Raw genomic sequence first — 12,755 nt, forward strand, 5'->3', positions numbered from 1 at the left:
AAAAAAGGAGGAAACATGAAAGAGACCCAAGGTGCACTGAGCATGCTGCTGCGCCGCTACCGTCTGATCCTGGGCAAGTGCCGGTTGCGAAACGCGCTGGCAGGGCTGCTCCTGGGGGCTGTCCTGCTGGCTCCCACCGTTTCGCCGGCCGACAGCGGCGGCAAGGTCGGCCGCCCAGGATATCCTGAGGGCAGTCATTACACGGGCACCACGGATGGCGGTTCCGGTTCGTACACGGCGGACAAGGGGCACGTCATCATCTCCAACCAGGCAGGGGATCTGGACGCCAGTTCGTTTTACGGTGGCCATGCCGACGGCAAGGGCGATGTGACGGACAACAAGGTCGAGATGCGGGGCGAAAGATCCCGGGCCGCCAATATCTACGGCGGCCTTACGGAAAACGGGCAGGCATCCGGCAACAGGGTGAGCGTGGAAAATGGCCGTATCGGCGGTGTCTGGGCCGGTGGCCGCATCTACGCAGGTTTCAGTGAGGCCGGTGACGCGCGCGACAATACGCTGGAGATCCGCAACGGCTACATCGAGGGCTCCCACACCGAGGTGTCTGCCGGGTATGCGGTAAAAGGCGACAGCACGGGCAACGGGCTCACCATCAGCGGCGGCAGCATCAGCCGCACGAGCGCTGACCATTTCGTCAGTGCCGGTTTCAGCCATGAAGGCAACGCGCGGGGCAATATCCTGACCGTCACCGGCGGCGAGCTGGGAACGGAAGCCTACGGCGGCCACGTCCGGACCGGGACCGGCGAGGCCTCGGACAACCGGGTGGAATTCTCCGGCAGTACCAGTGCCGTGACCAGATTGACCGCAGGCTGGAGCGGCGGAGCCGACGCCCGCGGGAACAGTCTCGTCATGAGCAGCGGTACCGTCAGGGAGTCCCTGACCGGCGGGGATTCCCTGAGCGGCCTCGCTTCCGGCAACAAGATAGAGATACACGGCGGCGAAGTGGGCAAACACGTCTATGCCGGTCATACCGATCGCGGCGGCGCTTCTGCCAACGAGCTGCTCATCGACGGCGGTACCATAGCCGGCAGTGCCTATGGCAGCTTTATCGCAGACAACAGCTCCCAGACAGCGGAGGGCAGCGAGATCAGCTTCGGCGGGACAGCCACTGCAGAGTTCCTGGTCGGTGGCTACAGTGCCAGGGGCGATGCCGTCGGCAATGAGGTGACGGTCAGCGGCGGTACGGTCCGCATGAACGTCATGGGCGGCGAGAGCCGCAGCGCGGCGGCCCGCAATAATACTGTCCGGGTCACGGGCGGCACCATCGGTACCGAGAATGACGAGGGCTTTGTCCACGGCGGTTACAGCAACACGGGCAGTGCCGACAACAATACCGTCATCATCGAGGGCGGGAACCTGCGCAGCGTCATGGGCGGTTACGTGGAAAGCGGCGCCGGTTCGGTCAACGGCAATACCGTACTGTTCAGCGGCGGCAGCATCAGCGGTGCCGATGAAGGCCTGTACGGCGGTTACACGGACGAGGGCGATGCCAACGGCAACACGGTCCTCATCAGCGGCGGTACGCCCGGCAACGAGGTCTGCGGCGGTTTCGTCTGGACGGGCACGGGCAGTGCCACCGGCAATACCGTCATCCTCGAAGGAGCCCCCGATCTGGGCGGCACACGCCTGTACGGCGGCGCCACGGGGAACGGCCACGGGGACATGCGCACCGGCAATACTCTGGAAATCCGGACTTCGGGCCTGAAGGCCGTCAATGTGGGCAACTTTGCCAATTACCGCTTCATCCTGCCGGAAAAGACCACTGCCGGTACGACCGTCCTGACCCTCACGGATGCCAAGGGCACGGACATCAGCAACAGTTCCGTGGGTGTTGCCGTTGCCGGGGGCACGCCTCTGCTCCATAAAGGGGACAGCGTCACCCTGCTGGCCAATGAGCATGGCCTGAAGGCCGAAGGCATGACCCAGCAGCGCCTTAGCGGACAACAGGGGGTCTTCGTGGTCTATGACTTCGATCTGAAGACCACGGATACCTCGCTGATGGCCACAGTGACCGATAGCGTGCAGCCTCGAGGCCGGGAGGGCGGGCCGTCCGGCGATACGGGGGCCCGTCTGGCGTCGCAGGCCAAGGCACCGCTGGAAGGCGTACTGGCCAACGTGGCCCTGGGCAATATCGGCGCCGACCTCGTGGCCGGGCAGGGCATAGACCAGGCCCGCTCTGCCGCCGTCGCCGGGGGAGAAGGTCCGGCCTGGGGCATCGCCCCCTTTGCCGCCGTCACCGGCACGCGTTCGCGCTATCAGACCGGCTCGCATGTGGATCTGAGTGGTGTTGCCTTCATGACCGGCTTTGCCAAGCGGGTAGAGACGTCCATGATGGACATCCTGGCGGGCGTCTTCTTCGAAGCGGGCTTTGCCCGTGTGGACACGCACAACAGCTTCTCTGACGGCCCCTCCGTGGACGGCGATGGCCGGAGCAGCTACTACGGCGGCGGCCTGCTGGCCCGTCTGGACCTGAAGGAAGACCTGCTCAAGGGCCTGTATCTGGAAGGTTCCTTCCGTTACGGCCGCCTCAACAGCCAGTGGCAGAGCGATGACCTGCATGATGCCGTCAGTGGTCGTAAGGCCGAGTATGACCTTTCTACGCCGTATTACGGCCTGCACGCCGGACTGGGTTATGTGTGGGATCTGACCGAAAGTCTGAGCCTGGATGTCTACGGCAAATACTTCTGGACCCATACCGAAGGCCAGTCCACCCATATCGTGGACGATCCCTGGTCGTTCGACGGTGTGGATTCGCAGCGCCTGCGTCTGGGAGCGCGGCTGGGCTATGACTTCTGCCGGCAGGTGACCGGCTATGCCGGGGCGGCCTGGGAACACGAGTTCAACGGCAAGGCCCGCGCCACCACCTACGGCCTTGAGGCTCCCGCGCCCAGCCTGAAGGGCGACAGCGGTCTGCTGGAAGCCGGTCTGACCCTCACGCCCGTGGAAGGTTCCGGCCTGAGCCTGGACTTCGGCGTCCAGGGGCACACCGGCGTGCGGCAGGGCGTCAGCGGCACGGCTCTGGTACGTTATGAGTTCTAGGCCCGCGGACAAGATGTGAATGAGGGGGGAGGGGAACCTTTTTGGAAAAAGGCTCCCCCCTCAACCTCCCTCCATCCTTTCCAAAAACTTTTATCAGGGAGGATGGCAGGGCGGGGAAACTTGAAGGACTGCCGTTGCTGATGGTCCCCGCCGTTATTCGCCGGGGAGAGGTTTGCGTCACGGAAGACTGATGAGATGCCGGGAACAGGAGGATTTACTGTTCCCGGTCTTTTTGTTGCGAGTTTCAGGCTGTTGCGCGCCACGGCGTGACACGGAAAATCTTCAACTTTGTGATGGCGTTGATTCCTGGCGGTAGCGGGGCCGTGTCCGTGAGTCTTTGATGGAAAACGGATTCCCCTGATGCCGGATGGACGATGGCTGGCACACCATATGCCTTGTGCTTCATTTGCCTGGAGCAGCGATATGTCAGCGGCCGTCCAGACAGCGACGGGGACGTCCATACCGGTCAGAGCAAAAGTTTTTTCGGGGTGGGGGAGAGCACGAGAGGGGGAGGGGCAGTTTTTACCAAAAAACGCCCCTCCCCCTCTCGTCATCATTTCACTGGGTACTGCCGCCTACTTCAGGCCCAGATCGCGGAGCAGGTTGCTGACGGCCATGTGCCCCATGGTGGCCACGGCGCCGCTGGTGGAGGACGAGCAGTGGGAGCCCATGACCAGGTTGTCCAGGGCGTACCAGCGGGCATCCTGCGGCGGTTCCTGCTCGAACACGTCCAGACCGGCGCCGTAGATGCGTTTTTGCTCCAGGGCCTCCAGCAGGGCGGGGCCGTCCACCAGCTCGCCGCGGGCGGTGTTGATGAGGATGGCGGTGGGCTTCATGAGGGCCAGGCGCGGAGCGTCCACCAGATGGCGGGTGCTGTCGTCGAGGCTGGTGTGCAGGCTGATGAAGTCGGCTTCGCGGAAGATGCGTTCCAAATCGGCGCGCTCCACATGGTTCTCGCCGGCCCAGGCGTCATCCCAGACGATGTCGTGGCCCAGCACCTTCATGCCGAAGCCCGCGCCGCAGCGGCGGGCCACCCGTTTGCCGATGGCGCCCAGGCCGATGATGCCCACGGTCTTGCCGTACAGGTCAATGCCGGTGATCTTGCTCCAGTCCCGTTCACGGCAGCGGCGGTCGATGAGGGCCACCTTGCGGGCCACGCCCAGCATGAGGGCCAGGGCATAGTCGGCCACGGCCTCGCTGTTGGCGCCCACGGTGCGGGAGACCTTGATGCCGCGGGCCTCGCAGGCGGCCAGGTCGATATTGTCCAGGCCCACGCCGTACTTGGCGATGGCCCGCAGGCGGGGCGCGGCGGCCAGCACCGTGGCATCGACGGGGTCCACGCCCACGATCAGGCCGTCACAGTCGGCCAGTTTTTCGCGCATCCGGGCGGCGGAGAGGATGCCGCCGGTATCGTTGCGCACGACGTCCAGCCCCGCATGGCGGAGGATGTCGAAGAGTTCTGGATTGTTCTTACCGAAGGAACGCGGGGTGGCGAGGACTTTCATGACGGGGCTCCTTGTAAGGAAAGGTGTGCGGCGGGGCAGGCGTTCCTTGCCCGCAGGATGCCCGGCGGGAAAGGGGCCGGGCAGGCCCGGGGAAGAGCTGTTCATGCCCTTGCGGATACGCTGTGCGGGCCGGGCCGTTTTTGCGCGGGCGGCAGGGGCCTGCGTCCTGAACCTAGCCCAGCGGGCGGATTTGTCAACGCCGGACGCGGTCGCGGGCAGGTACCCGTTTTCCTTTGCCTTGCGGGCGTCTGCCGTGTACAATGCGCGAAAAAATGCAACGCAGGTGACTATGAGCATTCTTCAGGACAATACTTCTTCCGCCGCCATGGAGCGGCTGGATTCCGTGGTCGACCGTCTTTGCCATCCCGAATCCCTGGACAAGGTCTGGCATTGTTCGGCCCGCGGCATGGCCATGCCTTCCCTGGACAGGCTGAACGAGATCATGGATCGCCTGCGGGCCGCCCTGTTCCCCGGCTATTTCGGGGCCGCGCGCGTCTGGCGGGAATCCATGCGCCATCATCTGGCCGCCAATCTGGACAGCGTCTACCGTCTGCTGGCCGAACAGATCCAGCGCGGCATATCCTTCTCCTGCAAGGGCGAGGGCGAAGGCTGCCAGAACTGTGAGCGCAACAGCCGCGAGCTGGCGCTGGCCTTCATGGACAAGCTGCCGGACATCCGCCACAAGCTGGCCGGGGATGCCCAGGCGGGCTACGAAGGCGACCCCGCGGCCACCAGCCCCGGCGAGACCATCTTCTGCTACCCTTCCATGTACACCATGGTGCATCACCGCATCGCCCATGAGCTGTACAGCCTCAAGGTGCCGCTGATCCCGCGCATCATCTCCGAGATGGCCCACTCCCGTACGGGTATCGACATCCATCCCGGGGCCACCATCGGCAACGACTTTTTCATCGACCACGGCACGGGCGTGGTCATCGGCGAGACCTGCATCATCGGCAACAGCTGCCGTCTTTACCAGGGCGTGACCCTGGGGGCGCTCTCCTTCCCCAAGAATGCCGACGGTACCCTGACCAAGGGCATCCCGCGCCATCCCATCCTGGAAGACAAGGTAACGGTCTACGCGGGCGCCACCATCCTGGGCCGTGTCACCGTGGGTCGGGGCGCTGTCATCGGCGGTAACGTCTGGATCACCGACGACGTGCCCGCCGGGGCCAAGGTCACGCAGGAGCGCCCGTCATGAGGCCCGTGCGCAGGGGGCGCCTTTTCCTGCCGCTGCTCCTGCTGGCGGCGGTGATGCTGGCGGCCTGCCTGAGCGGCTGCGGCACGGAGGTCAAGGCCAAAGGACAGATGATCGGCGGCGTCTCCATGGGACGCGGCCTGTAACAGCGAGGTCGGGATCATGCGTACTCTGGTACAGGGTGGTCTTGTGGTGCGCCATGACGGCGTGCGCAGGGCTGATGTCTTGTTCGAGGACGAGCGTATCGTGGAAGTGGGCGAAAGCCTTTCCGCTTCCGGCGCCTGCGTGGTGGATGCCACGGACTGCTATGTGCTGCCCGGTGGGGTGGACGCTCAGGTGCGTCCCGCCGGTGCGGGGCTGGGCGGACTGGCCCGGGCCGCGCTCCTGGGGGGTACCACCAGCCTGGGCGTGCTGCCGCCGTGCGACGGCTCCACGCCGGTCACGGACGGCCTGCCCCTGGATGTGGTCGTGCACGCCGATGCCGCCGGAGAACTGCCGGATGCGGCGGCCTGTGCGGCTTTCCCCGCGTCGCTGCTGACGGCTGCCGACGCCTGCACGCGCCTGCGCGGTCTCAAGAGCCAGGGCATGCTGCCGCTGGCGGCCTGCGGGCTGGAGCCCGTGGTCAGGGGCATGCGTGCCCGTCTGGAAGCCGAGGGGCAGCGGGACGTGCAGATCTGGCCGCAGGTCTTCCCGGCCTATGCCGAAGAAACGGCCGTGCGTCTGGCACTGACCCTGGCCCATGCGGCGGAAAGCCCGCTGTGTCTGGGCCCCGTCTCGTCGGCACGCGCCCTGACGGCGCTTTCCGGCGGGCATGACTGCGGCCGTATCCATGCCTGCACGGCACCGCGCTATCTGCTGCTGGATGCCGCCAGCTATGGCGAGGGGGCGGCCGAGGGCCTGAAGTATGTCTGCATGCCGCCCCTGCGGGCCCCGCGCGACGGGCGCCTGCTGTGGGAAGCCCTTGCCCGCGGCCTGCTGGATCATGTGGTCTCCGCCCATGACGAGGTCAGCTACGCCCGCAAGTGGGCCACCGGCCGGGAATCGGTCTTTGCCTGCCCGCAGGGCATGCCCGGCGTGGAGACGCGCCTGCCCCTGCTGTTCTCGGAAGGCGTGCGCAAAAGCCGCCTGACCCTGCCGCGCTTCGTGGATGTGGCCTGCACCACGCCTGCCGCCCTCCTGGGCCTGGGCGAGCACAAGGGCCGTCTGGAAGCCGGTTTCGACGCCGACGTGGTGGTGCTGGACCCTGTCTGCTGCCGGGAACTGAGCGTCCGCGGCCTGCATCAGGGCGACTATACGCCCTATGAAGGCCTTGAGGTGCAGGGCTGGCCGCGCCATGTCTGGGCGCGGGGCCGCCATGTGGTCACCGAAGGTGTCTGGAGCGGCCCGGAGCAGGGCAGCACCGGCCCGGCCGCCTGAGGAACGTTTTTGCCGGCGCGGCATCCCTGACGGGGGTGCCGCGCCTTTTTTGCTTTGGCGGCGCACTTGGCAGAGCGGGCCTTGCCGGGTATAAGAACGCTTCGCACCACTGTTGCGGAGCGCAGCCGGATGCCGCGCTGCCGCAGGCCAGGGAAGTATGGCCCCGGCCGGTCGGGCGTATGCCCGGGGACCGGCCCCTGGGGGCCTGTCTTTTTTGCCGGTGCGCCGGGGCCCGCACTCCCACGGCGGCGCCGCTCCGGCTCGAAAGGAGGATGTATGCTGGAAAAGATTTTTGCCCTCAAGGCCAACGGGACATCGGTCCGGCAGGAATTGCGTGCCGGTCTGACGAGCTTCATGGCCATGTGCTACCTGATCTTCGTGGTGCCTTCCATGCTGGCCGATGCGGGTATGCCGCGCGAAAGCGCCGTGGCCGCCGTCATTTGGGTGACCATCGCCATCACCCTGCTCATGGGCCTGTGGGCGCGCTTCCCCGTGGGCGTGGCGCCCGGTCTGGGGATCACGGCCTTTTTTGCCTATTACGTCTGCGGTCCGGCCGGCTACAGCTGGCAGACGGGCCTGGGCGCCGTCTTCATCTCCGGCGTGTTCTTCATGCTGCTGACCGTGACCCGCGTGCGGCAAATGATCATCGACGCCGTGCCCATGGATCTGAAATACGCCATCGTGGTCGGCATCGGGGCCTTCATCGCCTTCATCGGCCTCAAGAACTGCGGCATCGTGGTGGCGGACCCCTCCACCTTCGTCACCCTGGGGCCCCTGACCAAGCCCGAAGCCCTGCTGGCCCTGGGCGGCCTGGCCCTGATGGCCATGCTCATGTGCCTGCGGGTGCCCGGCTCCATGATCATCGGCATCCTGACCGTCACCGTGGCCGGTGTGCTCTGCGGCGTGACCGCCATGCCGGAGCAGGCCTTTTCCGGCTTCAGCCTGCCCCTGCCCTCCGAGACCTTCATGCAGATGGACCTCAAGGGCGCTCTGCATCACGGCCTGATCTCCATCATCTTCACCCTGACCATGGTGGACCTGTTCGACAATATGGGCGTGCTCATCGGCCTGGCGCGCAAGGCCGGCTTCATGGATGAGGATGGCCACATCCGCCATCTGGACAGGGCCCTGGTGACCGACTCCATCGGTACCATGTGCAGCGCCGTGCTGGGCGCCACCACGGCCACGTCCTATCTGGAATGCGCCGCCGGTGTGGCCGAAGGCGGCCGTACCGGCCTGACGGCCGTGACCATCGCGGGCCTGTTCCTGCTGGCCCTGTTCTTCACGCCGCTGGTGGCCATGGTGCCCGCCTATGCCACGGCCCCCGTGCTGGTGCTGGTGGGCGCCCTGATGATGCAGGAAGTGGTGCAGATCAAGTTCCGCGATCTGAGCGTGGCCATCCCGGCCTTCCTGACCATCATCGCCATGCCCCTGACCTTCAATATCGCTACGGGCTTCGGCTTCGGCTTCATCAGCTTCGTGGTGCTGCGCGTCCTGACCGGGCGCTGGCGCGAGGTGAGCCCCATCATGTACATTGTTGCCGTCTGCTTTGCCGCCAACTTTGCGTTGCGCGGCTAGCAGGGCTGGACCATATCAACTCTCAAAGGATCAAGGCGGAATTATGTCTGGTAACACACAGCGTGAGATGCTGGGAAGCCGTCTGGGCTTCTTGCTGCTTTCGGCGGGCTGCGCCATCGGCCTCGGGAACGTCTGGCGTTTCCCCTACATCACCGGCGCGTATGGTGGCGCCATCTTCGTGGGTATCTATCTGCTCTGCCTGTTCGCTGTGGTGCCTACCATGATCATGGAATTCGCCGTGGGCCGTGCCGCCCGCCGCAATATGGGCCTGGCCTTCCACATCCTTGAGCCCAAGGGCAGCAAGTGGCACTGGGGCGGCAAGGTGGCCCTTATCGGCAGCTATCTGCTGATGATGTTCTACACCACGGTCACGGGCTGGATGCTCTATTACTGCTGGTACATGGCCAGCGGCGCCCTGAGCGGCCTGGATGCCGCCGGTGTGGGCAAGTTCTTCGGTGCCACCCTGGGCGACCCCGTGGCCCAGGTGGTGGGCATGACCCTGGTGGTGCTCATGGGCTGCGGCGTGTGCGCCATGGGCGTGCAGAAGGGCGTGGAGCGCGTGGTCAAGCTGATGATGCTGGGCCTGCTCTTCATCCTCATGGCTCTGGTCATCCGCTCCCTGACCCTGCCCGGTGCCGAGGCGGGCGTTTCCTTCTACCTGTCGCCCGATCCCTCCAAGCTGGAGAAAACCGGCCTGTTCCCGGTCATCAACGCGGCCATGAACCAGGCCTTCTTCACCCTGTCCGTGGGCATCGGCGCCATGTGCATCTTCGGCAGCTACCAGGGCAAGGACCGTTCTCTGACCGGTGAGGCCATGTGGATCATGGGCCTGGATACCTTCGTCGCCCTGATGGCCGGCCTGATCATCTTCCCGGCCTGTTTCGCCTTTGGCGTGGAGCCCGGCTCCGGTCCCGGTCTGGTCTTCGTGACCCTGCCCAACATCTTCAACGTCATGGCCGGCGGCCAGTTGTGGGGCACGCTGTTCTTCATCTTCATGAGCTTCGCGGCCCTCTCCACGGTCATCGCCGTGTTCGAGAACATCATCTCCTACAGCGCCGACGTGTGGGGCATGGAACGCCGCCGCGCCACCTGGCTGCATGCCGTGGGCATCTGGGTCTGCTCGCTGCCCTGTGCCCTGGGCTTCAACCTGCTGGCCGACTTCCAGCCCCTGGGTGCCGGCACCTGCGTGCTGGATCTGGAAGACTTCCTCATCAGCAACAACATCCTGCCCCTGGGCGGCCTGTTCTTCCTGCTCTTCTGCTGCCTGCGCCGCGGCTGGGGCTGGGACAACTTCATCGCCGAAGTGGACCAGGGCGTGGGCATGAAGTTCCCCCGCTGGCTGCGCGGCTATGTGACCTACGTCCTGCCCTGTCTGATCATCTTCGTGTTCGTCATGGGCTACGTGGACAAGTTCTGGAAGTAGGCGGGCCCGGCGGTCCGCAAGGGCCGCTCCCGCTGTCGGGACCGTTCCCCGCGCCGCATGGCGGCCTCCGGGGGGCGGTCCTGTCATGCACGGCCCGGAGCATGAGAGCTCCGGCCGCATCCACAGATTTTTGGCCGTCCGCGGGACGGCATCATCATGTCCTGCTCCCGGAAGATGGCCCGGGCAGCGTCCCCGCAGCAGCCTGACGGCTGCACGCCTCCGGCCGGGGGCGGCGCGGACCGCAAAGGGCAGGGCACCGGGCAGAGACCTCCGGCTCTCTTCCCGTGCACAACGACACATGCCGACCCCAGCGGCCGGCAGGGAGGTTTCATGTCTCAGTCCAGAGAGATGCTGGGCAGCCGTCTGGGCTTTCTGCTGCTTTCGGCGGGCTGCGCCATCGGGCTGGGGAACGTCTGGCGCTTCCCCTATATCACCGGTGCTTACGGCGGCGCGGTCTTCGTGGGCGTCTACCTGCTCTGCCTGCTGGCCGTCCTGCCGGTGATGATCATGGAATTCGCCGTGGGCCGTGCGTCCCGCAGCAACATGGGGCGGGCCCTGAAAGTCCTGCCGCCCGAGGGCACACGCTGGCACATGTTCAGCAAGATCCCCCTGTGGGGCAGCTACCTGCTCTCCATGTTCTACACCACGGTCACGGGCTGGATGCTGGCCTATTGCTGGCACAGCTTTTCCGGCAACCTTTCCGGTCTGGACACCGCGGGCGTGGCGTCCTTTTTCGGCAGCACCCTGGCCAGCCCCTTCGAACAGGTGCTGGGCATGACCATCGTGGTGGGCGTGGGCTGCCTGGTCTGCGCCATGGGCGTGCAGAAGGGCGTGGAGCGCGTGGTCAAGGTCATCATGGTGGGCCTGCTGGCCATCCTGGTGCTGCTGGTGGTCCGCAGCCTGACCCTGCCCGGTGCGGGGGCGGGCGTGAGCTTCTATCTGGCCCCGGACGTGGAGAAGATGCAGAGCGTGGGCTGGTACGCCGTGCTCAATGCGGCCATGACCCAGGCCTTCTTCACCCTGTCGGTGGGCATCGGCAACATGACCATTTTCGGCAGTTACCAGAGCAAGGACCGCTCCCTGACCGGCGAGGCCCTGTGGATCATGAGCCTGGACACCTTCGTGGCCATCATGGCGGGCCTGATCATCTTCCCGGCCTGTTTCGCCTTCAACGTGGCGCCCAACAGCGGCCCGGGCCTGATCTTCATCACTCTGCCCAACATCTTCAACGCCATGGACGGCGGCATCCTCTGGGGCACGCTCTTCTTCGTGTTCATGAGCTGCGCGGCGCTCTCCACAGTCATCGGTGTGTTCGAGAACATCATCTCTTACAGCGTGGACGTCAGCGGCATGCCGCGCCGCCGGGCCTGCGCCGTGCATTTCGTCTGCCTGTGGCTGGCCTCGCTGCCCTGTGCGCTGGGCTTCAACCTGCTGGCCGACTTCCAGCCCCTGGGCCCCGGCACCTGCGTGCTGGATCTGGAAGACTTCCTGCTCAGCAACAACCTGCTGCCCTTCGGCTGCCTGCTCTTCCTGCTTTTCTGCAGCTGGCGGCGCGGCTGGGGCTGGGACAACTTCGTGGCCGAGGTCAACCAGGGCCAGGGGGTGCGCTTCCCGCGCTTCATGAAGTATTATCTGCGTTACGGCCTGCCCTGCATCATTCTGCTGGTCTTCGTCATGGGCTACGTGGACAAGTTCGGCAAATAATCTCCGGGTACTTGCCCTCGGCGCCGTGCCGGGGCATAGTGCAAGGGCCGCACGCTTGGGCGGCAATCCCGAAAAAGGAAGATCCATGAGTACTCTGCTGCAGAAATCCTCCAAGAAATCGCTGATCCGTGAATACGGCGAAGCCCTGCTGGTGGCGCTGGTCCTGGCGTTCGTCATCAGGACCTTCGTGGTCCAGGCCTACAAGATCCCCTCGGAATCCATGGTCGAGACCCTGCTGGTGGGCGACCACCTGCTGGCCAGCAAGTTCGCCTACGGCATCAAGATCCCCTTCACCCACAGCTACATCTACCGTGGCGATGATCCCGCCTACGGTGACATCATCATCTTCGAATACCCCAACGATCCCTCGGTGGACTACATCAAGCGCGTCATCGGCCTGCCCGGCGACGTCATCACCGTGCGTGACAAGCGCCTTTACCGCAACGGCATGCCCGTGGAAGAAAAGTACATCCGCTACGAGCAGCCCAACATCATCGAGCCCATCCGCGACAACTTCGGGCCCGTGACCGTGCCGCCGGACAAGTACTTCGTCATGGGCGACAACCGCGACAATTCGCTGGACTCCCGCTTCTGGGGCTTTGTGGATCGCGGTGCCATCCAGGCCAAGGCCTGGCGCATCTACTGGTCCTGGGACGACAAGGACAACAGCCCGCGCTGGAGCCGTATCGGCAAGGCCGTCCGCTAGGGCGCGGGACCGGGGAGATCCTGTTGCGGGAAGGGGCATCATACCGGCAGAAGGCCGCTCCTTTCCCGGCCGCGGCCTCTTTCCCGTGCATAGTGCCGGAAGGGCATGACGGGTACGATCCCTGCCGTGTCCTGCGGACTTTTTCCACAGAAGCATGATCACAGGCGC

At 65.3% G+C, this 12,755-nt stretch carries 9 protein-coding genes; 8 read left to right on the forward strand and 1 reads right to left on the reverse strand.

Going from position 1 to position 12,755, the window contains the following annotated elements; genetic code table 11:
* Positions 1–15: 15 nt before the first annotated feature.
* Positions 16–3,057, forward strand: coding sequence for a hypothetical protein (locus ACQRBR_RS06750; protein WP_427812624.1), 3,042 nt, complete (start codon positions 16–18; stop codon positions 3,055–3,057).
* Positions 3,058–3,632: 575 nt separating this feature from the next.
* On the opposite strand, the gene ACQRBR_RS06755 is transcribed toward ACQRBR_RS06750, so the two are convergent.
* Positions 3,633–4,562 carry a phosphoglycerate dehydrogenase gene (locus ACQRBR_RS06755; RefSeq protein WP_303881462.1) on the reverse strand — a complete coding sequence of 310 codons (930 nt, stop codon included), beginning with the start codon at positions 4,560–4,562 and terminating at the stop codon, positions 3,633–3,635.
* A 289-nt stretch (positions 4,563–4,851) separates the two neighbouring features.
* On the opposite strand from ACQRBR_RS06755, the gene epsC reads away from it, so the two are divergent.
* From epsC to lepB, 7 genes are all read left to right on the forward strand, one after another.
* On the forward strand, positions 4,852–5,763 hold the full coding sequence (epsC, locus tag ACQRBR_RS06760) for a serine O-acetyltransferase EpsC (protein ID WP_040369750.1): 912 nt from the start codon (positions 4,852–4,854) through the stop codon (positions 5,761–5,763).
* Positions 5,760–5,906 carry a hypothetical protein gene (locus ACQRBR_RS06765; protein ID WP_204675233.1) on the forward strand — a complete coding sequence of 49 codons (147 nt, stop codon included), beginning with the start codon at positions 5,760–5,762 and terminating at the stop codon, positions 5,904–5,906. The genes epsC and ACQRBR_RS06765 overlap by 4 nt, the downstream gene beginning before the upstream one ends.
* Positions 5,907–5,922: 16 nt before the next feature.
* Entirely contained in the window at positions 5,923–7,176 is a 1,254-nt protein-coding gene (locus tag ACQRBR_RS06770) for an amidohydrolase family protein (RefSeq protein ID WP_303881466.1), read from the forward strand.
* Between the two features lie 276 nt (positions 7,177–7,452).
* Positions 7,453–8,754, forward strand: a complete 1,302-nt coding sequence (locus ACQRBR_RS06775; RefSeq protein WP_427812625.1) for an NCS2 family permease — start codon at positions 7,453–7,455, stop codon at positions 8,752–8,754.
* A 43-nt stretch (positions 8,755–8,797) separates the two neighbouring features.
* Complete coding sequence (locus ACQRBR_RS06780) at positions 8,798–10,177, forward strand: sodium-dependent transporter (protein WP_239463950.1); 1,380 nt, start codon at positions 8,798–8,800, stop codon at positions 10,175–10,177.
* 330 nt (positions 10,178–10,507) lie between these two features.
* Positions 10,508–11,881, forward strand: coding sequence for a sodium-dependent transporter (locus ACQRBR_RS06785; RefSeq protein WP_303881469.1), 1,374 nt, complete (start codon positions 10,508–10,510; stop codon positions 11,879–11,881).
* 85 nt (positions 11,882–11,966) lie between these two features.
* Complete coding sequence (gene lepB, locus ACQRBR_RS06790) at positions 11,967–12,587, forward strand: signal peptidase I (RefSeq protein ID WP_168936401.1); 621 nt, start codon at positions 11,967–11,969, stop codon at positions 12,585–12,587.
* Positions 12,588–12,755: the final 168 nt, after the last annotated feature.

This window comes from Desulfovibrio sp. SGI.133 (assembly GCF_050313955.1).
Classification (GTDB): Bacteria; Desulfobacterota; Desulfovibrionia; order Desulfovibrionales; family Desulfovibrionaceae; genus Desulfovibrio.